17 protein-coding genes and 2 tRNA genes are annotated in these 23,612 nt (G+C 39.6%); 14 read left to right on the top strand and 5 right to left on the bottom strand.

From position 1 onward, the window contains the following. The first annotated feature begins 14 nt into the window (after positions 1 to 14). From F1644_RS16120 to F1644_RS16130, 3 genes are read left to right on the top strand one after another with little or no spacing between them, the layout of a single operon-like run. Positions 15 to 1,517 carry a RagB/SusD family nutrient uptake outer membrane protein gene (locus F1644_RS16120; RefSeq protein ID WP_158572064.1) on the top strand — a complete coding sequence of 501 codons (1,503 nt, stop codon included), beginning with the start codon at positions 15 to 17 and terminating at the stop codon, positions 1,515 to 1,517. 20 nt (positions 1,518 to 1,537) lie between these two features. Continuing rightward, the gene (locus F1644_RS16125) at positions 1,538 to 2,323 is read left to right on the top strand and encodes a DUF4843 domain-containing protein (RefSeq protein ID WP_118305519.1); all 786 of its coding nucleotides are present in this window, start codon (positions 1,538 to 1,540) and stop codon (positions 2,321 to 2,323) included. Positions 2,324 to 2,341: 18 nt separating this feature from the next. After that, a complete protein-coding gene (locus F1644_RS16130) occupies positions 2,342 to 3,817 on the top strand; it encodes a PKD-like family lipoprotein (RefSeq protein ID WP_118305520.1) in 1,476 nt (491 codons plus the stop codon). A 67-nt stretch (positions 3,818 to 3,884) separates the two neighbouring features. Here F1644_RS16130 and F1644_RS16135 read toward each other — a convergent pair whose 3' ends face one another. Further along, on the bottom strand, positions 3,885 to 7,151 hold the full coding sequence (locus F1644_RS16135) for a golvesin C-terminal-like domain-containing protein (protein WP_118305521.1): 3,267 nt from the start codon (positions 7,149 to 7,151) through the stop codon (positions 3,885 to 3,887). A gap of 40 nt (positions 7,152 to 7,191) precedes the next feature. Next, positions 7,192 to 7,590, bottom strand: a complete 399-nt coding sequence (locus tag F1644_RS16140; RefSeq protein WP_158572065.1) for a carboxypeptidase-like regulatory domain-containing protein — start codon at positions 7,588 to 7,590, stop codon at positions 7,192 to 7,194. A gap of 741 nt (positions 7,591 to 8,331) precedes the next feature. Between F1644_RS16140 and F1644_RS16145 the strand changes: the two genes are divergently transcribed. Both F1644_RS16145 and F1644_RS16150 read left to right on the top strand, forming a co-directional pair. After that, a complete protein-coding gene (locus F1644_RS16145) occupies positions 8,332 to 8,829 on the top strand; it encodes a hypothetical protein (protein ID WP_118305523.1) in 498 nt (165 codons plus the stop codon). Beyond that, complete coding sequence (locus tag F1644_RS16150) at positions 8,819 to 9,856, top strand: hypothetical protein (RefSeq protein ID WP_118305524.1); 1,038 nt, start codon at positions 8,819 to 8,821, stop codon at positions 9,854 to 9,856. The genes F1644_RS16145 and F1644_RS16150 overlap by 11 nt, the downstream gene beginning before the upstream one ends. A 243-nt stretch (positions 9,857 to 10,099) precedes the next feature. Here F1644_RS16150 and yidC read toward each other — a convergent pair whose 3' ends face one another. The 3 genes from yidC to F1644_RS16165 all read right to left on the bottom strand — a co-directional run bounded on the left by yidC (position 10,100) and on the right by F1644_RS16165 (position 15,650). Continuing rightward, a complete protein-coding gene (gene yidC / locus F1644_RS16155; RefSeq protein ID WP_118305525.1) occupies positions 10,100 to 11,950 on the bottom strand; it encodes a membrane protein insertase YidC in 1,851 nt (616 codons plus the stop codon). Between the two features lie 45 nt (positions 11,951 to 11,995). Continuing rightward, a complete protein-coding gene (locus F1644_RS16160; protein WP_370818997.1) occupies positions 11,996 to 13,603 on the bottom strand; it encodes a CTP synthase in 1,608 nt (535 codons plus the stop codon). 187 nt (positions 13,604 to 13,790) lie between these two features. Then, positions 13,791 to 15,650 carry a DUF349 domain-containing protein gene (locus tag F1644_RS16165; protein ID WP_087420766.1) on the bottom strand — a complete coding sequence of 620 codons (1,860 nt, stop codon included), beginning with the start codon at positions 15,648 to 15,650 and terminating at the stop codon, positions 13,791 to 13,793. Positions 15,651 to 15,797: 147 nt separating this feature from the next. Here F1644_RS16165 and F1644_RS16170 point away from each other — a divergent pair, with 147 nt between their 5' ends. The 9 genes from F1644_RS16170 (at position 15,798) to F1644_RS16210 (ending at position 23,442) form a co-directional block, all read left to right on the top strand. Further along, entirely contained in the window at positions 15,798 to 16,670 is an 873-nt protein-coding gene (locus F1644_RS16170) for a lysophospholipid acyltransferase family protein (protein WP_118305545.1), read from the top strand. Positions 16,671 to 16,767: 97 nt separating this feature from the next. Further along, positions 16,768 to 17,775 carry a glycosyltransferase family 2 protein gene (locus tag F1644_RS16175; protein ID WP_118305526.1) on the top strand — a complete coding sequence of 336 codons (1,008 nt, stop codon included), beginning with the start codon at positions 16,768 to 16,770 and terminating at the stop codon, positions 17,773 to 17,775. Between the two features lie 68 nt (positions 17,776 to 17,843). Next, complete coding sequence (locus tag F1644_RS16180) at positions 17,844 to 18,413, top strand: RNA polymerase sigma factor (RefSeq protein WP_027202215.1); 570 nt, start codon at positions 17,844 to 17,846, stop codon at positions 18,411 to 18,413. Between the two features lie 27 nt (positions 18,414 to 18,440). Continuing rightward, positions 18,441 to 18,827: a hypothetical protein gene (locus F1644_RS16185; protein ID WP_118305527.1), complete on the top strand. Its 387-nt coding sequence runs from the start codon at positions 18,441 to 18,443 to the stop codon at positions 18,825 to 18,827. 23 nt (positions 18,828 to 18,850) lie between these two features. Beyond that, the gene (locus tag F1644_RS16190) at positions 18,851 to 19,312 is read left to right on the top strand and encodes a hypothetical protein (RefSeq protein ID WP_046451355.1); all 462 of its coding nucleotides are present in this window, start codon (positions 18,851 to 18,853) and stop codon (positions 19,310 to 19,312) included. Between the two features lie 103 nt (positions 19,313 to 19,415). Continuing rightward, positions 19,416 to 19,505, top strand: a tRNA-Ser gene (locus F1644_RS16195). 20 nt (positions 19,506 to 19,525) lie between these two features. Continuing rightward, positions 19,526 to 19,599, top strand: a tRNA-Pro gene (locus tag F1644_RS16200). Between the two features lie 101 nt (positions 19,600 to 19,700). Next, the gene (locus F1644_RS16205) at positions 19,701 to 20,918 is read left to right on the top strand and encodes a site-specific integrase (RefSeq protein ID WP_168044485.1); all 1,218 of its coding nucleotides are present in this window, start codon (positions 19,701 to 19,703) and stop codon (positions 20,916 to 20,918) included. 199 nt (positions 20,919 to 21,117) lie between these two features. Continuing rightward, positions 21,118 to 23,442 carry an AAA family ATPase gene (locus F1644_RS16210; protein WP_168044484.1) on the top strand — a complete coding sequence of 775 codons (2,325 nt, stop codon included), beginning with the start codon at positions 21,118 to 21,120 and terminating at the stop codon, positions 23,440 to 23,442. Positions 23,443 to 23,612: the final 170 nt, after the last annotated feature.

Raw genomic sequence — 23,612 nt, forward strand, 5'->3', positions numbered from 1 at the left:
AAATGGATCAGGTTATGAAATTGAAATATGTAATTATCGTGTTGATCGCTCTGTTGTCGTTCTCGTCATGTAACGACTGGCTGGACGTGGTTCCGCAGGGACAAGTGCAGGGCGAAGATTTGCTTACGGACGAGAAGGGATATAATTCTGCCTTGGATGGTATTTATTATAAGTTGACTTCGGAGACACTTTACGGGATGGAATTATCGTTCGGGATGATGGACGTGTTGGCTCAATACTGGGATTTGTCCACGAAGACGAAGAATCCTTATTACAAACAATCGTTGTTTGACTACGAGGATGCAACTTCAAAAACTCGTTTCAAGGCAATTTGGTCCATGATGTACCAGGGGATCACGCAGGCCAATTATATTTTGGAATCTTTGGAAGGGAACCGGGACAAGATCAAGTATGCCGAATTGATAGAGGGAGAGGCGTATGCTTTGAGAGCTTTTATCCACATGGAATTGGCGTCTATGTATGGTCCGGTGATTCGCACGGAGGCCGATTTGGATAAGGAATGTATCGCTTACCGCACGGAGTATAACGTGAAGGCACAGGAATTTGAATCCATGCGTTCCGTGTTGACGAAAGCCAAGGAAGACTTGACAAAGGCAGAAGAATTGTTGAAAAATGATCCGATCGTTGAGAATAAACGTTACGGGAACGGAAATAGTTCTATGCTTGATTATCATGCCGTGTTGGAAAGAAGGGGTGACCGGATGAACCTGTATGCCGTGAAAGGATTGTTGATGCGGGTGGAACTGGCATTGATGAATAAAGCGGGGGCCCGGCAGTTGGCCGTGAACTTGATTGATGAGTGTAAATCCACCGAGTTATTTACCTTGACGGACAAGACGGATAAACTGTATGATATTAACATGGGCGAGGAGATGTTGTTGGGATTCTACAAGAATGACCTGTGGGAAGTGGCCCGAGATACTTTCGGAATGGAAAAAGGGAATGCCGAGGCAAATTTCTGTATTACTCCCAACCAGTATGATATATACCTGAATGAACTTTACGGGCGGGCCCCGGATGGTTCGGGTACGGATAATCGTTTGCGTGTTTGGTTCCAGAGGCCTTCTTCCGGTGCGGATTATTACAATTTCCAGAAACTTTACGAAACCTCGCATCCCGGCACGATATATTTGCCTTACTACCCGGAGGTGGCTATCTTGAAACTGTCCGAAGTGTACTATGTCGCCTGCGAAACATCGATTGGAGTGGATAACGGGAAAGCGTTGGAGTATCTGAACGAGGTAAGGGATTCCCGGAATCTGGCTAAATTGGCAGGTCCATACGGAAATGAGGAATTGATGGAATACTTGATGCGGGAGATGCGAAAAGATTTTATAGGGGAAGGTCGGATGTGGCCTATTTACAAGAGGCTGTACCGGGATTTCTACGTGCGTCAAGGGGTAATTATTGCCCCGACGGAGGACAAGTACGTGTTCCCTATCCCGGATGAAGAATACGAGTATTCCCCCAACACGAACCCCAAAGGAGACAAGTAACCTAATAAGCGAGTTATACTATGAAAAAGATAATATTATATATGATCATGGCTATTGCCGGCATGATAGCCGTGTCCTGTGATAAGGCGATAGATGAGTTTGATAACTCAACGAATTATATTTATTTCGATATGCCATTCGTTCTGGATCAATACGGGAGAAAGACAACTGTCCGGGAGGATAGCTTGATGTATTCTTTTGCTATGGACGATCCGTCGATGACGGAATACACGTTTAAAATTCCGGTAAATTCTGTTGGTCTGGTGACCGATCAGGACCGGGGTTTTAAAGTGGTTGTTGAATCGGGAACCGCTACTGGAAATGATTGGGATGAAACGTCTTTATCCAAAGGGATGATCCCGGCAGGTGAATTGATTGATACTTTGCGGGTGACCGTGAAACGTACCGATGTCTTGAAAAAAGAGTGGAGAACAATCACCTTTCGTTTGGAACAGAATGAACATTTTGCACTGGGAGCCGCGGAGTTGTTGAAGGCTAAAATATCCTTCACCGATATTTTGCAACCCCCAACTTGGTGGGCTACCTGGGAAAGATATTTTGGTGAATTTTCTCGTGAGAAGTATGCCAAGTGGCAGGAAATCTATTATTTGGGAGCCGATCCCAATTTGGAGAAATACGGTCCGGATACCGGTAAACAGTTATACTGGGGACAAATGCCTTATTACACGATGTCCAGTTGGTACCCTTCAACATTTATGTTTATTCGTAAGTTGAAGCAGTATTTTATTGATAACGAGGTGTACCCGGACGGGGATACTTCCAAACCCAGAATCACTCTTCCTTAATCCTTAAACCTGTTTATTATGAAAAAGAATATAACGATATATCTACTTTTGCTGGCAGCGATATTTTTCGCTTGTTCGGAAGATAAAGGAAATTACGATTATGCCCCTGCCAATAATTTGAAAATTAAAGGTATTCCCACGGATACCGCCGTGCAGAGTTACGAGGTATTGAAGTTGGTGCCGGAATTTGAGCGTTCCCTGCTCCCGTCGGAAGAGGGACTCGTGTACAGTTGGACGATCGAGGGAGAGGAAGTTGCCACGACCCGAGATTTGGAATATACGATTCCCGGTAGTTTGAACGTGGGTAAACATGATTGTCGTTACATTGTCACGGATTCGAAGAATGACATGAAATATTTCTACTCTTTTAATATTTCCGTGACGTCGCCTTTCTCCTGGGGCTATTATTTCTTGTGTGAGGGGGCGAACAAGGAATCAATTTTGTCCTATTTTTCTGCCAAAGAAGGTACGACGGATTGTATTCACGTGGATAATATCGGGGGATATTCCCTAGGGAGCGAGCCGAAGGCGATCATCGAACAATTCGGTAATATCTCTTCTTTAGGGGATTATTATTACACGTTTTACGTGATCTCCGCCAAGGGGGAGACTCCCACGATTATCACGGATAACGGGGCTTTCATGCCTACCGGGTTGATCACGAATTCCAGTTTTATGTTCGAGGGAGATTCCTATAACCCGACAGATGGCGTGATGATGGCCACGGGTACTCCTTATTTTATCTCGAACGAGAAGATTTATTCCTATAATTCGGGGCTGTTATATCGTCCGGCACAACATGACAAGGAGTATAAGTGGAGTCATCCGGCCTCTTATTATAGCTACGTGTTTGTTTTTGATGAATTGAGCAAGAAGTATTATGTACTGAAGAATCAGATTAACGATCCGGAGCAGGGCTTGGTGTCAGATAGCTACGCGCTGGATCGGGTTATCGAGATCAAGGAGCAACCGAGTTACGAGGGACAGACTCTTATTACACAATCCGTGGGGATGGATGCCGATGCTCATGTCCTGTCGTTGGCTTTGGCTGAATCTGGAAAAATTAATCTGGTTTCACTGCAATATATTGATTTCAGGGCAGCAAAAGATGAAGACCCTGAAATCAAGGAACAGGGTATATTGAAAACTTCCGAATCTCTCTCTTTGGCGGGGGCGGATGCTAATACACGGGGTATTTTGGTCGGACAGGACTGGTATTTCGTGGTAGGTAACAAAGTGTACACTTCTCCGGTTTTGAAACCGCAACTTGCAGATTTGACAACCTTGCCGGATGACTTGGGGGTACCGGTTGCCGTGGCCGTGTCGTCAAAAGAGACGCATTTGATCATCGCTACTTATGATGCCGGCAGCAGTCACGAGAATAAAGGATCGTTCGCTCTTGTAGATCTTACGACGAAAGAAGTTAAAGTGCATCGTAACGTGATGGGAAAATGTGTGGTGGCAAAAGGATATGATGCGAACCCGTGGTTCTAGTATTGGATTTCCTTTCCCCTCCTTGTCCGGGAGGGGAAAACCATTTGATAATTAGTGTTGCCACTTATTAGTTACTTCCCTTTACCTGAACCCATTTTATTGCGTCGGCAATGATTAATTGTCGTTTAGCTTCAATACCTTGTTTGGAATCATCCTTCTCGACGATACCACCTTTGTCGTTTAGAATAACTTGTACTTTCCCTTTAGGCAGTTCGAACTTACCTAAGGAAACCCAGCCTTCAGTTTCAAGGTCAGCTTCAATTGTAATTTCTTTTTTTATTCCGGAGTATAATATGGTATAATGTAACTTTGCTCCCGGAAAAATAGAGCTGACGGGAGGGAAACTTACAGAGATATCTTGATGATAAAAGAAAATTTCATAGGTTCCCTCTTGGGAAATGTCGGTTGTCCAGACTGCATTTCTTTTTCCACGACCGACTAGTTTACAATACGCGCTACGGATAGGATTTCCGAAACTGTGGTGGGTTATCGTTTCGATCCATTGGGAAGGATCGCAAACAAGGGTATATTTTTTTTGTTCTAATTTTGAAGATAATAAGACTCTTTTCTGTTCCACGGAATCTGTAAAATGGAAATTGTCGGAATCATTGTCTATGATGATATCCCCGGATAAAAAAGCAGAACTATCCGTGTGTAATATACCAATGGCTTTTTTATCCGCATATTGATGAATCCCGTTTTCATATTCCACGTAATAAACTGATGGGATGTTTTGTGATAAATGGGTTTGTATATATAATTGGCTTGGCTCCTGCGTCGTTTCCAAATAAATTTCATTGCACGTTTGAGGAGGGATAATATCATTTTGCTCTACCAGACTATTTCCTGCCACATCAAGTACGCCAAGTGAGATGATACCTAGTGTTTGTGCCGTATTCCACACTTTGTAGTGGATTTGATATTTATTTTCTTCGCCTGCAATCTTTGTCGCTCGTAAATCTTTGATCATGAATGAGGGTAATCCTTTTTCTTGGTATAAATGATTTAAAATTTTTTGTAGATCGAATGAATAACGATGGGCAAATTCTTCGCAAAACTGTTCTAGTTTTATTTCTGAGAACTGGAGGCGAGAGGCCATGTCATTGCAAAATTGTTTAAGTTCGTCGAGGGAAATCTGAGTCGAGAGATAAGCTTTTAAATATTGTGCTTTTAACCGAATGATTTCTCGTAATGTTTTTGTTGACAAATTTTCTTCCCGAAAGCCATCTTGTAAACATCTATTTTTCAAATATTCTGTGACGGCAATATATTCTTCGGAAAACTCGTTGTTTATTAGCATTATTCTTTGATCTTGTTGGAAAATTAAATCATTTAATAGTGTGTTTACCCCAGGATATTTGTCTGATGATATAAAGCTTGTGTAGTCGTAGAACATAGGGGAAAGGCTGTACGGACCTCCTAGTAAAGATGTCCCGAAAGAATGTAGCGTATTTTTCTCTACTTGTACATTCAATAATTCTTGATCTTCTGATGGATTCATTTTTCTGGCGATTTTTTTATTAATGCCAAGAGGACTGTAAGTTAACGTGAAGAATCTTTCTGGAAAAAATACTATTTCGGGTTGTATGTATTCACTTCCCCCTTTCCATTTTCTCTCGTGAGAAGTGTAGGTGGTCGGACTTTCGATAAACATTATTTTTTTGAATGGATAATATCGTCCAAAATTGGATTGTATCCTATTTTTGATTTGAGCAAACTGTATTCGTAGTTGTTCGTCTGTTATTTGATAAGAGCTAAACATGAATTTATGTTTCGGGAAATAGTATAATTCCAATAAAGTGTTGTCAAGTAGCATCTCTTTTTTCTCGTACTTCCCGATGCACAAACTAATTCCCGTGAGAGCTTGCTTGTTGATAAAAAGAATGCCTTCATCTGTTATTTTCGAGATCCCTTGTGATAGTACTTCCTTTTCTTTGGAGGTCTCTACTTTTAGGGTAAAATGAGTGAAGTTTGTTTCACGGGCATATGGGAATACTATATTTACTGGCGGAACGCAAACAGGATACCAAACGCATTCCGGGTGTAATAAGGTGTAGTTCTCGGTAAGAAAAGTATATTGTTGGCCAAATCGAAAGATGTTGTTTTGTTTTATTCTCGTTTCATTCGAGATTTCATTTGTTGGGAAATCCAAATAACAAATAGCATCGTCAATTTTTCCATGATAATCTATATTTAAGGTGATTTTTTCTGCCGGAGCCAATTTCCGATGCAAAACAATTACTTGATTTTCTCTAGAATAATCAAGGCCCTGTGATTTATCCAGAATTCGGGTCACGTGTAGGGCTGGGTTTAAATAGAGAATAATATGTGACAGGATTTCTTTAGTTTGATTTTGCACGCTTAATTTACTTGTGGCAGACATCTGTTTGCCGGATGAACGATAGGTAATGTCGTTCTGTATAACTCGGGCTTTATTTTCCGGCTGATAACGTAAATAAGTTGTTTTGTACAATTCTCTCCGGTTTTCTAAGGTTTTACAATCGTACCAAGAGTAAAGAATTGCAATACTTCCCGGTAGGAAGAATAGAATACTAATCATGTACGTGTTTCCTTTACTGGATATTTTGTTGGTAAGGCGTTGCCACATCCCACCCCATAAGTACATGAATCCAATTCCTAGTAATGTATATCCGAGACGTACCAACAAATATTTTGGTAGTGCTGTATACCCTGTTATATCGGAAAATTGATATGATAGCGTGCGCGATAAAAAATCAAATGTTCCGAATTGTATTTTAGAAAAATAGAAATAATTGCATAGAAGATAAATAATTAAAAGTAGGATAATTAAAACCTGACTTTTTATTATTCGAGTCATCCATAATGTAAATCCACTTATGAAAAATAATGTCGGTAAAGTTAATGTCAAAAAATAAAATAAATAGAATTCAATCCGAAATGGAGCGTTACTTCCCCATATATTTATAAATACGCCTATTATAAGTACACAAAAGTTGATTTTAATGAATTCTTTAAATATCCCAAGAATTTTACCGATACAAAACTCGTAATTACTTGCGGGATGACATTGTAAAACCTCGATTGTGTATTGAGTCATACTTTGTTTTTCTCGCTCTGTACAAGCGAAGATAATTACTAATGTTTGCAATAGGTTATACAGGTAAATATTTATGAATGGGAAAGAAGAAGGAAGGGCTATTTTATACCAAAATAGATTGTCTCCTCCTTGATTTATAAGTTGTAAAAATGGAATCCCTAAAATCGCCAATCCTGTGAATACTTGAAACAAAGTACTTCTTCTCAATAACCTTGCTTCGTATTTTGCGATTGTTATGACGTGATCATATTTCATGTTGTAGTCGAAATAAAGTTTGTGTAATATTGTTGTATAATTAATTTGTTTCTGGTCTCATGGGTATTTTTATGGGTTTTTCTTTATCTTCTTGTCTTAGAAATTGATATAAAATGTTTAAAGAATTAAGAAAATTGTAGTTTGTTTTGGTAGAATCGTCTTCTCGCATATATATAACATGATACTTAGTTTTAGCAACATTGAGTTCTTGTGTAATGTAACCAATGTAACTGAAAACTAATATGGTGTCTGAGATAGAAGTCGTTTTTATCATGAAAGAACCATTGTAATCTGTAGTTACTCCATTTGTTGTTCCTTTGAAAATAACCTTAATGTTCGATAACTTTTCATGTGAACCATACTTCCGTACTGTTCCAGAAATTTCCCGTGACAGAGAAATTGTAGGATATGTTATAATAAGCAATGCTATGATTGCCATCGTTTTTATGATTTTTCTATTTTCATGGTGTTTTAATTTAAAATTTGTACTGTACACAAACTTTATACTCTTTTTATAAAGACACCACTGAAACATGGAAGAGATGAGTGAGATAAAGGAAATGTTCAATATAATTACCATGTTCGGTATATATTGTACTTTGGGCAGTCTGGTCCATGCAATTATTGAAGGAATCAAAGCCCCATCCCTTCTTTAGCAAGCTTTACATACCTTTCTAAAGGATAAGCAGCCCCGTTTCTTGATGGTTGGCAGACTGTTGGGCGACAGTTAGGCGCCATCGCCCGATTGTCGCCCGATCATCGCCCGATTATCGCCGCCATTTTAACAGGATATAAGTAAAAATAACATTGTCGGGACTTGGGTAATGGAAAGCAATCGGGTGTCAATAGGGGCGCAACGATAAATTTTCGTGGCTGCGTTGCCATAGGAATTTCCATAGATTAGGGTATATAGTTACATTTTTGATGAATTTATTCTCCTGTTACTGTTTGCTTTGTTTAAAAATGTTGTATATTTGTGGCGTACGTCATAATCAGCGAAGTAGTGGATCTGCTTCAATTTCAGTGGCAGGCATTTTTTTTGCCTGCTGCTGTTGCCGATATTCGGTTCCGCACCCCCGTGGAGTGCATTAATGTGCCTCCGGCTTCGCTGAAGTGACGTACAACGGGTCAGGCGGGACCGTTCTTTTTGGAATACCCGTCTAAATTAATACATATTATTATGGAAGAAGATGTAAACCGTGTGTCTGCGGTAGACATGGAAGTACCCGGGCGGGTAGCCAATCAGTTATCAATTGAGGAGAAACAAAAATTGATGGAGTATTATTCGAAACAACTCGAAATGATGTATCCGATTGCGTCACCGGGAATGACGGATAAAGCGGGGCTTGTGACTCTCCAAAAAAGAAACACGAGATTGATTGAAATGTTGACATTATTCGATCGGTCGTGGGCAGATGAAATTTCGGTGATTCAAAAAGCTGTTCTGCAATATTTGACTACCGAGGGTATTTCTAAAAAGGAGCGGTTACGGATTGTAGAAGTATGGGGTGATTGGACTACTTTTTTGTTAGATAATTCTCGCTTTCGGGTGTTGCTTGGCCGATTTTTACAATATCATCAGCGTCAAGCGTGTGAATTGAATGAGTTATTGAAAACGGAGGATATGTCGTTGAATGTAGATGGACAATCAATTAATAGTCAGGATTATGGGGAATAGTGATTTTATCCCAGCATCGAATGTGTCGGAAAAATTTGCAGGCGATGAATGTCTTTCCGATTCCTTAACCGAGAATCGTTTTTACCGACAGATGGTCGAGGATCTTAAAAAATGTAACGTGGATTTGGTTTCTGAAGATCCGTTGGAAACGATCTATAATTGTATTTGTCATCTCAATAATCTTTTCCGGGTACTTCGTCGTCCATGGAGTTTCGAGTGTGGAAAAATACAAAAAGCTTGTGCCTATTATGTCGCTAACGCTAAACAGTCAAAACAAGAGAATGAGGCTGTTATTGATGCGTCAAATGGCTTTATATCTTCGATCTGTTATTTCACGGAATGGTATGATTTTATCTGTCAGATGCAACAATTCCTTTGTCATCAAGAAAAAGAACTGAAGCGGGTGTTTAAGAAACAGAAGCAAAAAGTTGTCAGTAATGATAAACCTGCCATGGAAGCCACGACTTATTGTATGACCGTGGGGAATAGTGAAATCTACGGTGTGACGTACGAGCAACTCGAAGAACTTTACAAGACGGTCGGTTTATTCATCAAGCGAGAAAAAGCTCCTTTTGATTGCAATATTAAAGGGTATAACAGATATCCGATTAGTATTGATAAGAGTATAAATTTTGATGCACGTAAGGAAGTGTTTTTTGTTGAATATGGTCTTGACACGTTTGAATCCAGTTTGAATTGTATGTCGGCAGATCAATTGAAAAGGGTGGCGGATATTATTTATGAATTCTTGAAAATGTATGGAGAGAATGGAGATCGGAAGGTTTGTTGGGATGTTGCGGATTATTCTCCTGTTGTGTCTGGTCGGGAAATTTATTTTAGAGTGAATGAAGATTCCCGAGCTTCACATTTCATGACACCACCTTATGTTCGAAAGCATATTGATAAGGTGGAAGATCGGGGAGTAGAGATCAGTTACGATATTAATGTGAACGAATTGGAATCTGTAAATTTGTCTTTTGAGGAATTCATATCGTTTTATCGGCAATTGGGGAGTTTTTTGAATTAGTGGGTTATAAAACGAGGGAGTCCAAAAAGTCATTTTTCAAACTCCCTCCCGGCTTCGCCGTACTCCCTCTATAAACAGAGGGAGAGTTGAAATACTCTCTTTTTTCGGGAAGAGTCACCAGCTCCTCCTCTGTTTATAGAGGAGGTGGCACGAAGTGACGGAGGAGTTTTTTGAATTAGTGAGTTATAAAACGAGGGAGTGATTATATTTAGTCACTCCCTCGTTAATGTTATTTGTCGTACCTTATTTCTTTTTCGGCATTTGTTTCATCCGTTGTTCCTGCATCCGTTGCATATCTTCCAATTTCTGTTGGAATTTGGATTTTTTCACGGGTTTCGTTTTGGCTAGTTCTATTTGTTTCAACAATTTCTCGTCGTTTACGAATTTCCGGATAGCCCAAGTCTGAACAATCGTGATCAACGTGGCGATGAAGTAGTAGTAACTCAAACCGGATGAATAACTGTTGAAGATGAACAGGAACATGATCGGCATGATGTACATCATCGTCTGCATTCCTTTCATCTGGTCATTCTGCGGTTGGTTCTTACTGTTGTACCACATATACAAGATGTTCGTGATCGTCATTAACAAACAGAACAGGCTGACATGGTTTCCGTAGAACGGAATGGTGAAGGGCAGCGTGGCGATGGAATCGTATGATGCCAAGTCTGTGGCCCACAGGAAACTCTTCTGGCGCAATTCGATGGCTCCGGGGAAGAAGTAGAAGAGGGCGATCAAGATCGGCATCTGCAAAAGCATCGGTAAACATCCTCCCATGGGGTTCACTCCTGCCTTTTTGTACAATTTCATGACGGCTTGCTGGCGTTCCATGGCCTTATCGGCAGGGATTTTCTTGTTGATCTCGTCAATTTGCGGTTTCAAAACTCGCATCTTGGCCTGTGACATATACGATTTGTAAGTCAGCGGGAAAAGAACAAGTTTAATGATCAGGGTCAACAGTAAAATGATAAGACCGTAGTTCAAGGTCACGTGCGATTCCAAGAAGTTGAAGATTGGAATTACGACGTAACGGTTAAACCAAGCGATCCATTTCCAACCCAAGTTAATCAACTGGGGAAGTTCAATATCTTTGCCGTATTCTCTCAAGACCGGATAGGAGTTCGGACCGAAAAAGAAACGCATATCGTATTTTTCAATGGCTTTCCCGGAGTAAGGTAATGAAATTTCAGCATCTGCCGTTTTCAAAAAGCCCGGGTTCGTGTTGTTGGCCGTGGAGACCAACACGTTCGGGAATGACTCTTTTGCGATAAGTACGGAGGAGAAGAATTGCTGTTTGTAAGCCACCCATTTCACGCTCGTCGGCAAGTCTACTTTCTCGTCTCCGGTCAGGGAAAGATGTTCTACATCATTGTTTGAGAAGTTGTAGTACACCCCGGTATAGCGGCTTTCAAAGTCTCTACTTTTTTCAAGTTGAGGCATATCCACTCCCCAGTATAGCGTGAGAAAGTTCGTGTTCGAGGCAATAACGTCATTCAGATTGTACGTGTTGATGTTGAAATCAACCATGTAAGAATCCGGGGCTAATTTGTACTCGAATTCGAGGTATTTATTTTCATCCACGTAAGCTCGCATCGTGAGTACTTGTTCAGCTCCCTCGGCATTCAGTTCTTTTTGACTCGTGTTTGGAACGAAAACCAGATCTGCCGTGTTGATTTGCTTGTTCCGGGCGTAGAAATTCAAGCCCATGGAACTCTTGTGGTCTTTCCACAGAATCAACGGGAGAGAGTCGTGTGTGCGGTATCCTTTTAGATCAACATAGTCAATGCATCCCCCTTTGGTGTTGATGTGTAATTTGATTTTATTATTTTCCAGGGTGTATTGTTCTACCGGCAGAGAATCTTGTTTGAAGATGGCCTCTGTTCCGGCTTGCTGCGTTTCTGTATTTTGTTGTTGTGCTGCAAAATCTGCCTGACGTTCTTTCTCCAATGCAGCGGCCCGTTGGGCTTCAACCCGTGCAATGGAGTCCCGGACATGCATGGCTTTCAGTTCCTCTTTGGAAGGACTCATGAAATAAGAGTAGCCGATTAGTATGAGCGCAATGACTACTAAACCGGTTATTGTATTTCTATCCATATTTTAGTTTTAGGTTTTTAATTTTTAACTGTTATCTTTTAACTTTTATGATAGACAGGCTTTCACAAACGCCACGAATAGAGGATGCGGGTTTGTTACCGTACTCTTGTATTCGGGGTGGAACTGTGTACCCACGAACCATTTATGGGTCGGGATTTCCACGATCTCAGTTAATCCCGTGTCCGGATTAACTCCTGTCGTGATCATACCGGCTTGTTCGAATTGTTCGGTGTATTTGCCGTTGAATTCATAACGATGGCGGTGTCTTTCCTCAATATCTTTTGTCCCGTAGGCCTCAATTGCTTTAGATCCTTCTTTCAGCACGCATTTGTATGCTCCCAGACGCATGGTTCCCCCTTTGTCTGTAACTTCTTTCTGAGACTCCATCAAGTCGATGACCGGGTATTTGGTTTTCGGGGCCATTTCCGTGGAATCGGCTCCGTCCAAGTGCAGCACGTTACGAGCGTATTCGATAACGGCCATTTGCATGCCCAGGCATATTCCCAGGAAAGGGATATTGTTGGTACGGGCATATTCGATGGCAAGAAGTTTTCCTTCAATTCCTCGTTGTCCGAATCCGGGAGCCACGAGAATACCGTCAACATCTTTGAATATGTCACATACGTTTTCCACGTTGATGTCGTGTGCGCTGTGTACCCATTTAATATTTACCTTACAATCGTTAGCCGCCCCGGCGTGGATAAATGATTCCACGATAGATTTATAGGCATCGTGTAACTCCACGTATTTCCCGACGAGGGCGATGGTGACTTTGCGATTATAGTTTTTGAATTTGTACAGGAAACGTTCCCATGATTCCAAGTCCGGTTCGTGTTTTAAAGGTAATCCAAGCTGGGAAAGAACGATTTCATCCAGTTTTTCTTCCCGCATTTTGATCGGTACCTTGTAAATCGTGTCAACGTCTATGGATTGGATAACGGCTTTCGGGTCAACATTACAGAAAAGAGCAACTTTTCTTCTCAGATCAGAACCCAGTTCATGTTCGGTGCGCAACACGATGATGTCCGGCTGTACCCCGTTTTCGAGAAGGGCTTTAACCGAGTGCTGCGTGGGTTTGGTTTTCAACTCGCCTGAGGCACTCAGGTAGGGAACCAAAGTCAAATGGATGAACACGGATTTTTCGCCCAGCTCCCAGCGTAACTGGCGAACGGCCTCGATGAACGGTAAGGATTCAATGTCTCCTACCGTACCCCCGATTTCCGTGATTACCACGTCGTAATCCCCTTTTGCCCCGAGGAGTTTTATATTTCGTTTGATTTCATCCGTGATATGCGGGATGATTTGTACTGTTTTGCCTAGATAATCACCGCGACGTTCTTTCGTGATCACGTTTTGATAGATACGCCCTGTCGTGATGTTGTTCGCCTGGGACGTCGGGATATTGGTGAACCTTTCATAGTGTCCCAAGTCCAGATCGGTTTCTGCCCCGTCATTGGTCACGTAACATTCGCCGTGTTCATAAGGATTCAAGGTTCCGGGATCGACATTGATATACGGGTCCAATTTCTGGTTTGCAACTTTATAACCTCTTGATTGAAGCAGTTTTGCTAATGAGGAAGCAATAATTCCTTTTCCTAAAGAAGAAGCAACTCCACCCGTAACGAAAACATATTTTGTTGACACGATATAAATATTTTATAGTTATTTCTATATTATACATCCAACGGTTTGAAAATACTTGAACTTTTTGTTATTCAATGAATAACAATCAAATGGAACAAGTATGTTGAAACTTAACGACAAAAGTAAGAAAAAATATCATACAAACATAAAAAGAGGCACTTTTGAAATGCCTCTTTTTGTGTTTGATGGTCTCAACTTAAATCATGCCATCGATGAGTCTCAGCTTTTCTTGCATTAATGCCAGTTTGTGGCGAGCGCTCTCGATCTTGTTGGAAAATTCTTTGACCAGACTCTCGGAATTGCTTGATTTGGAGAAGAATCCAATATTGTTTTCCCAAGCGTGAAGGTCTGTTTCCAGTTGCTTGATCTTGTTGACTAATTTTTCTCTTTCTTGAATGATCTTGCTGTCCTTGTCATCACTGTTGTCGAACGTGTTGATTTTGGACTTGAATCGTTCGATGTTTTTCTCGAATTCGTCGATGTCAAGCTGATCAAAGTGATCGTTGATTAGTTTACGGAATTCGTTTTGAACGGTTTCTTTTTCTTTGATCGGAACAAATCCGATTTCAGCCCAGCGGGTTTGGAAGGCTTTCAATGCTTCGATGTCATCATCGTTATTACCGGTCAATTTGAAATTGCGTACTTCTTCGATCAGTTCTCGTTTCAGTTCAAGATTCTTTTCCTGATCGGAAGAGACATGTTTGAATTGAGCTGATTTTCGATCGAAGAAATGGTCACAGGCAGACCGGAAACGGTTCCATATCTTGTTGGATACTTTTTTGGATACGGGGCCGATTGTTTTCCATTCTTTTTGGTACTCGATGATTTTCTTCGTGGTCGTAGCCCAATCCGTACTATCCTTTAACGCTTCGACTTTCTCGCAAAGTTCTATTTTCTTGGTCAGGTTTTTATTCTGCAAGGTCTGTATTTCCTGGAAGTATTGACGTTTTCTCTCGAAGAAAGCATCGCAAGCAGCCCGGTAACGTTTATACAGGCGATTACGCTCCTTGATCGGAATTGTCCCGGCATGTTTCCATTCGGTTTGCAGGGCAAGAACGGTATCCGTGGCCACGTTCCATTCGGAGAGTTTTTCGAAGGAAACAGATGCGTAATTTTCCAGTTTCACGCAAATCTCTTCTTTGATTTTCAAGTTGTTGTCCTGTTCTTCCCGGAGGTTGTCAAAGAAACGGTGGTAAGCGCTGTTGATCTTGTCCGTCACTTCTTTGAATCGGTTCCAGGTTTCTTCTTGAACTTCTTTGGCAACCGGTCCGATCTCTTTCCATTGCGAATGGAGTGATTGCAGTTGTCGAAAGGCATTCCCGATGTTATTGTCTTCGAGTAAAGCGTTGGCTTGTTCAATCAAGGCATTCTTGGCATCTAGGTTTTTTTTCAGATCAAGATCCCGCAACTCCTTGTTAATTTTGATATAATTGAAGAAGTTCTCCACGTGATGGTGATACGTTTCCAGCAAATCACTTGCTTGAGCTTGCGGAACCATACCCGTGTTTCTCCATCTGTCTTGCAAATTTCTGAAATCTTGGTATGTTTTGTTCAGTGATTCCTCGTGTTGAATCAGATCTTTTAACTCCTCGATAATCTGGAGTTTTTCTTTCAAGTTCTGTTCTTTCTCTCCTTCCAGTTTTTTGTAATATTCCGATTTTTTCTCCCGGTAAGTTCTGTACACGCTATAAAAGCGTTCTTTAGAATTGTCCTGATAGTCGAATGCCTCAGCCGGACTCCCGTCTTTGGTAAAATCGGCTAATGCTTTATCGTATTCTTTTTGGTACTGGGCCTCGAAAACTTGGGGTAGGGAATCCAGCACCTTCAGGCGTTGCACGGGGAAATCGTCGATTAAAGACTTCATGTGAGAAATAATCTCGTCCGTGTTAAAACTGGAGAAATCCCATGCCGGAACTTCCTTTTCGGGGGCTTTCTCTATCGGTGTAGGTTGACCCTGAACTGAAACCTCTTCTTGTGTTTCATCATTTAAAGTATCCGGAGAAATTGGCTCGTTGTTATTCAACTCTTCGGCTTGTTGTAAGTTTTCTTGCTCCATAACTGTTCGTATTTTTACGCATTCAACTCACGAAATTAATGATTAATTCTGATAATGCCAATTTATAATGAGTAAAAAAAGCGAGAGGAAGTTCTTTTTGGATTTCAATTGTAAAGCACGTATCTTTGACATTTATAATTGATGCTTATGTTTTCGTATATTCTGTATGGTTTTGTATGGTTGATTAGTTTTCTTCCGTTCCGGGTCCTTTATCTGGTGGCGGATTTGAACTATTTGTTGCTTTACTACGTGATTCATTATCGGCGTAAGGTTGTGAGGACGAATTTATGTAATTCTTTCCCGGAGAAAAGCTTGCGGGAGATCAAGGCGATTGAACGGAAATATTACAAGCATTTGGCTGATTTGTCTATCGAATTATATAAACTGTGGCACATGTCCGAGGGCTCGATCCGAAAACGTTGTGTGTTTAAAAACACGGAGTTACCGCAGTCGTATTTTGACGAGGGAAAGAGCGTGATCGGGGTGTTAGGGCATTATGGTAACTGGGAGTGGATGTCTTCCTACAGTTTGTGGGAAACAGGTGCGGATTTTCTGGCCTTGTATAAACCGATTCGTGATAAAGTGACGGATCGTATGATGAAACAAATCCGTTCAAGGTTCGGGGCGGTACTCGTGGCAAAGGATGACACGTTAAGGGTTATCGCTCGTTACCGTTCGGAGAATCGTTTGTTTCTGGCTGGTTTTATTGGTGATCAGACTCCTAACGGGCGTAATTTGAATTTCTGGACGCGCTTTTTAAATCAAGATACCCCGGTTCTACTCGGTACGGAACGGATAGCCCGGAAGTATAATATTCCGGTGGTTTCGGTGCGTATGCGTAAGGTGAAACGTGGGTATTACGAGGTCGAGTTCGTGGATGTGTGTGCCAACCCGTCCGAGTTACCCCAAGGGAAGTTGACGGAAATGCATACTCGATTGTTGGAATCTTTTATACAAGAAGAGCCGGAGTTTTGGTTGTGGTCGCATAAAAGATGGAAACATAAGAGAGTTGAAAACTAAAAGCTAAAAGTTAAAAACTAAAGGAAATTTAAAATAGGGAATCAAAAAGCGTTGTCCTTGTGCGATGGAAATCTAAAATCATAAATCTAAAATTAGAATGGCGAAACGGGTAGCTGTTATTATATTGAATTGGAACGGGGAGAAGTTATTACGGGAGTTTTTACCTTCGGTCGTGAAGAACACGAATACAGATTTGGGGCGTGTCGTCGTGGTGGATAACCATTCGACGGATGGTTCCTGGATATGTCTGGAACAAGAGTTTCCGGACGTGGAACGGGTGCTGTTCGAGGATAATTTCGGATTCGCCGGGGGATATAACCGGGCAATCGAGATGATCGAGGCGGAATACGTGGTTCTTTTAAATAGTGACGTGGAGGTCGCTCCCGGTTGGTTGGAACCGTTGGTCGCCGTGTTGGACCGGGACGAGAGGGTGGCGGCCGTGCAGCCGAAGATATTAGCGTACCGGGATAAAAAGAAGTTCGAGTACGCCGGAGCAGCCGGGGGATATATTGATTATTTAGGATTCCCGTTTTGCCGCGGGCGTGTGATGGATACCACGGAGCAGGATGATGGGCAGTATGATGATGAGGTCGATGTTTTTTGGGCAACGGGGGCCTCTCTATGTATTCGGCGGGACGTGTACCGTGCGACCGGAGGGTTGGACGAGGCTTTTTTCGCGCACATGGAAGAGATTGATCTTTGCTGGCGATTGAAAAATGGAGGGTATACTTTAAAGGTGGTTCCTTCTTCTGTCGTCTACCATTTGGGGGGAGGCTCGTTGCCGATGAATCATCCGAAAAAATTGTTTTTGAATTACCGGAATAATTTATTGATGTTGCATAAGAATCTGTGTGCTAAACAGCGTAAGAAAATCTTTTTTGCACGAGTTTTGCTGGACACGATGGCGGGAGGGCTTTTCCTGTTGAAAGGTCAATGGTCCAACACCCGTTCGGTAATCCGGGCATACAAGGCTTTCCGGGAGATGAGAAAAGTCTATCCGGTTCCTGAAAGTTCCATGAGTCTTTCGGGAATATATCCCCGGAGTATCGTGTTGGATTATTTCTTGCGGGGTAAAAAGAAGTTCTCGGATTTAAATTTTAAATGATGGTAAATAAACCTTTGACATAAAATGTTGTCATAGGGGTGTAGGCTTTAACGATATGATTAGAAAGCATGAACGAGATAAGTGATGAAGATATTGTAAGAATGTTTCATTCCGGAAATGGAGAGGAAAAAGCTTTTCGGTTACTTGTAGGAAAGTATAGCGAGAGGCTTTACTGGCATATCCGTAAAATCGTGATAGGGCATGAAGATAGCGACGATGTGTTGCAGAATACCTTTATCAAGATTTGGAAGGGGTTGAGGGAGTTTCGTTACGAGGCGAAATTGTTTACATGGATGTACCGGGTGGCGACGAATGAGGCGATTAATTTTTTGAGCGAAAAACGTCGGAAGACTTATGGAAACTCGCAGGAGATTACTCCCATGTTGGAAAATCAGTTGGAAAGTGATAGTTTTTTCTGTGGGGATTCGATCCAGCGGGAATTGCAGAAAGCCGTGTTGAAATTGCCGGAGCGTCAACGCCTGGTATTTAATATGAAGTATTTTGATGACATGAAATATGAGGATATTGCCGAGGTACTGGATGTCGCCGTGGGAACGCTGAAGGCAACTTATCACAATGCGGTAAAGAAAATAGAGGAAAGTTTGAAGATTTCGGATACTTTACCCTCGTTCGAATAGTTATTGGATAATAGAAAATGGAAGGTTATGGATAATTTGGATGAGAAATATAAATCAAAGAACCCGTTCACGGTGCCTGATCGTTATTTTGACACGTTGGGCGATCGGGTGATGGACCGGATAAAGGATGAGGAAGGGAAGACGCGGAAAACGAGTTTGTTTCAGACGTTAAAACCTTATCTCGGTTTAGCGGGATTATTCGCTTTCGCAATGATCGTCATACAGTTGCTAGTTCCTAATCTGGTGGATGAAAATCGGATGCTGTCAAAAAATGGAGAGCAGGCGAACATGACGCCACAAGCAGAGGATGAGAATATTTTCGATGCGGATTTTAACCCATCTCGTGAAGAGATCATCGAGTATCTGTCACAAGAGACTGATCCGATTGAGTTTTTATACGCGGAGCGTAGGTAGAATTGAATGTACAAGCAAGATATATGAAAAAGATAAGTTTGATTATATTGATGGTCGGGTTTGGTTTTTCTTTATTTGCCCAAAGCGGGAAATTGAGTGAAGACAAACGGAAAGAGTTCGAGGCTCAAAAAGTAGCCTTTTTTACTCAAGAGATGGATTTGACCCCGGAAGAGGCCACTAAGTTCTGGCCTTTATATAACGAGATGCAGCAGAAAATTCGTGTCGAGAATGATAAAATACGAGATTTGACCTGTCGGAAAGATAAAAAAGAGGTCCCGGAAGTGACGGAACAACAAGCTTTGAAGAATTTGGAGATTATGTTATCTGCCGAACAGGCTGTACGAGATATTAAGAAAGAATATATCGAGAAGTTGACCAAGGCTCTGTCCGCCAAGAAAGTGTGGATGATGATTGAGGCCGAGCAGAAATTCCATCATCAATTGTGGAAGAAGATGGGGAAATATCCTGCACCCGCACAGAAATAGTCGATCAAGTGGGGAAATTCGTGGCTGAACGTGAAAAAAAAGAAAAAAATCACGCCAAAAGCTTGCAAGAACAATAAAAAGCACTACTTTTGTCAGCGCAATTGGAGAGATGGGTGAGTGGCTGAAACCAACAGTTTGCTAAACTGTCGTACGGGATACTGTACCGGGGGTTCGAATCCCCCTCTCTCCGCCACCAATTTTGAAGCTCATTTTCGGGGCGTAGCGCAGTCCGGTAGCGCATCTGCTTTGGGAGCAGAGGGTCGCAGGTTCGAATCCTGTCACCCCGACAGAAAATGAGACAGTTACGAAAGTAGCTGTTTTTTATTGCCTTGATTTTTGGGTGGATTTGAGCAAATGTTTAAACTGAGGTTTAAACCAGAAATTTAGTATGAATGCTTCAGTATCAGTGGTTTGTTACAAATCTAAGGTGCTTTCTAATGGAAAATCCCCTTTAATGCTTCGGGTTACAAAAGATAGAAAACCAAAGTATGTAAGTTTGGGTATTGCTATCTTTCCTAAATATTGGGATTTTGAAAAGAATAAACCAACCCCTAGATGTCCTGATAAGGAATTAATAGAGAAGATTATTTTGGATAAACAAGTTGAGTATCAGCGTCAGATACTGGAATTTGTAGCAGAGCAAAAGGAGTACACGGCAGCATTGCTAGTGGAAAGTAAGAAAGTAAAGCTAGTAAATAAGACGGTGGGAGAGTTCTATAAAGAGTTGTTGGTTAGTTTTAGGGATTCTGGAAATGAGGGGAATAGATTGGTTTATAAATATTCCTATAATTCGTTAAGAGATTTCACTTCTTCTAATTTAGATATTCCTTTTAGTTCAATAGATGTTGCTTGGTTAAAACGGTATGAAAGTTGGCTTGTAGGAAAGAAGTGTAAGGGGACAACTTTAAGTGTACTTTTTAGAACTTTACGGAGTACATTTAATAAGGCAATCGAGGCTAAAATAGTAAATAAGAAATACTATCCTTTTAATGAATATAAGGTGAGTAAGTTTGATACCTCAACCAGAAAGAGGGCATTATCTAAAGAGGATATGATGAGGATTATTACCACGGAAACCATAAATGCTACTTTCATAAGGGAATTTACTCGTGATATATTTACTTTTGCTTATTTGAGTGGCGGTATTTCACTAGTAGATATGGCTAACTTGACCTCCTATAATGTACACAGGGGAAGACTTCGTTATCACAGGCAGAAGACTCATGGAGCGATTAATTTTAAGTTATGTGAGCAGGCAAAAGAGATAATAAAGAAGTATGCCCCTTACCAGAAGGAAGCTGGCTATCTTTTCCCAATCTATGATAATAGAGTGCATAAAACATCGGTACAAAAGAAAAATAGGCTCCACAAGATGCTTGCTAAGATCAATAAGGAGTTGAAACTTCTTGCTTCGGAATTGGAAATAGATGCAGATGTAACAACTTATGTTGCTAGGCATTCATTTGCTAGCATTTTGAAGAATACAGGTGTTAATATAGCTCTAATCTCCCAAGCATTAGGACACCAAGATATAAAGACAACAGAAATATATCTTAGTAAGTTTGATGATAAGCAAATGGATGAAGCTATGAGTAATTTACTTTAGATGTATCTAAAGTTGATAAATCAAGTAAGGTGAGTTTTAGCCAGAATGGTATATAACAATGTATTTTCTGGCTATAATTCACTTAAATGTTATTCGTAAATAATCATCCCATTTTTACATATTCAATCCTCAAAGTGTATCTTTAAATATTATTTTCTTCTTTAAATACATATCTTTGTGTTAAAATCAAAACTGAACCATGATAACGAAAATAGAAAAAATACAAGCTATTGGTAATTTTGAAGATTATGTGGCTGTTGGTGACGTTACTCTCAAAGAGTTTAATTTAATATATGCTGAAAATGGCGCAGGAAAAACCACATTAACATCAATTTTTCGCTCTCTTTCATCAGGAGAAACATCACTAATTTTAAAACGCAAGAGGGTTAAAACATTAATGCCACAGATTGTTTCAATTAAAGACACGAGTTGTCAATTCCAATATAATTCAAATCAATGGAATCAGTTAAAGCCAGATATAGAAATATTTGATACTTTTTTTGTTAATGAAAATATTTATTCTGGTTTTGATATAAATAATGAACACAAAAAGAAATTGCATCAGTTCATTCTTGGGCAAGATGGAGTCAGGATCAAGAATAAAATAAATAAAGCTAAGACCTTAATATCGATACAAAAAGCTACTATTACTCAAATAGAAGATGAGATAAAATTACAAGCAGGATATAATGATGTCGAGAAAATATTATCTTTAGAGAAAGAGAAAAATATAGATATTTTGATTTGTACCAAAGAAAGAGAATTAGAAGTTGCAAAATCTAATGAGATTATCCTTAAAAAGGAAAACCTATCAAATATCGAATATATTAGTTTACCTTTTGATTTGGTAAATTTAGGGAATATTTTAAGTACAGATATAAACAACATAGAACAACATTATTTAGAAACGATACAAGGAGACATTAAACAACTTGAGGACAAAGGATTAAACAATGCAAGTAAATGGCTCTACTCTGGTTATAAAGTCTTATCACTTCAAAATGACATCTGTCCTTTTTGTAAGCAATCACTAGATAATGCCCAACAAGTAGTTAAAGCATATTCACAATACTTTAATGAAGAATACAACACCTTGATCAAAAGCATAAAACAAGAAAAATCTTTAATAGAAAATTATAATTTACCTCTTGTATTATCCAAATTAAAAAATTCTTATAAATCTATCAAAGAGAATGAAGAGTTTTGGAAACGTTACTTCGATATTAAGACTACAATTCCTCCATTTATCAACGATGAAAATGAATGTTTGAGTACTTTTACCCAAATGAAGAATCTAATAAATAAAAAGCAGATAAATCCAATAGAGCAACAATCAATAGATGTTATTATACAATTCAAAAATACAATTGAAATAATAAACAAACAAATTAGAACAATAAATAGCATCGTAGCTTCATATAATGAACATATTAAAGCTTTGAAACAAAACATTCGTTCCAAAGAAATAGTTGAAAAGGAACTCAAGGTACTAAAAATAAAAAAGATGAGATATGAATTACCTCTTGGGGATTTATGTAATAAGCTTAAAGTTCAACGAAAACGATTAACCCAAATAAATCAGATTAATTCAAATTTACAAAAACAACAGAAGACTATATCGAACACATTATTTAGTACTTATGGTGATAAAATAAATTACTATCTACGAGATGTTTTTTGTACAAAATTTTTAATAACAAACACGAGAGATGCTGGATATAGAGGTCAATCTAAAGAACCGCTAATTGATTATACATTAACTTTTGATGGAGAAGAAATTTCATTTGAAGAAAATCATTCTTTAAGCATTAAACATTCTCTAAGTGAAGGAGATAAAAACACGATAGCTTTCAGTTTTTTTCTTGCAAAACTTGATTTATCTTCTCAATTAAATATGAAAACTATAATTTTTGATGATCCTCTTTCGAGTTTGGATTTAAATCGGCGTAACAGAACTATATCGCTTTTGACACAATTAAAAGAAAGAGTTAAACAGATTATAATTCTTAGTCATAACTTACATTTTTTACTTGACATCAACTCTATCAACAAAATTAAAAAGTCTGAAAAAAGAACTCTTCAAATTTTAAACAATAATGGTAAATCTTGCATCGTTGAATATGATTTAAAAAAAGATTGGCTTAGTGGATATTATAAAGCGATTATTACTTTAGAAGAATTTCAAAAAAATCCTAATGAAGAAAATAAAGAAAAAGCAATTAGCTGCATTAGATTAGTGTTAGAAAGCTTCTTGAAGTTCAAATATTGTAAATATATACCTGATATGAATCAAACATTTGGAGCAATAATAAGCACTCTCGAAACAGATAGAAATTGCAATTTTTCTAATAATAAAAAGTCTGATATTATAAGACAATTGTATGAATTAAACAACATATCATGGAGAGCACACCATGCCCCTATAGAAGAATGTGAAACAATGACAGAACTGCATATTCAATTAGCAGAGCTTCAACAAATTTATATTCCACAAACATTACAATTAATTTATAAAGATTTGTAATGCTACAAAATTTATATTGTTATCAAAGTAGTATTTCCATCTCAAAGGAGATACTACTTTTTCTTTTTAAAAATCTAAATTCAAATAAAATATGTCGAGTGGAAAAATACTATCTAATTCCTTTTATATACCTATTCTGTAAAAAATTCACCAACTACAATTTTACAACT

The organism is Butyricimonas paravirosa (genome assembly GCF_032878955.1).
GTDB lineage: Bacteria > Bacteroidota > Bacteroidia > Bacteroidales > Marinifilaceae > Butyricimonas > Butyricimonas paravirosa.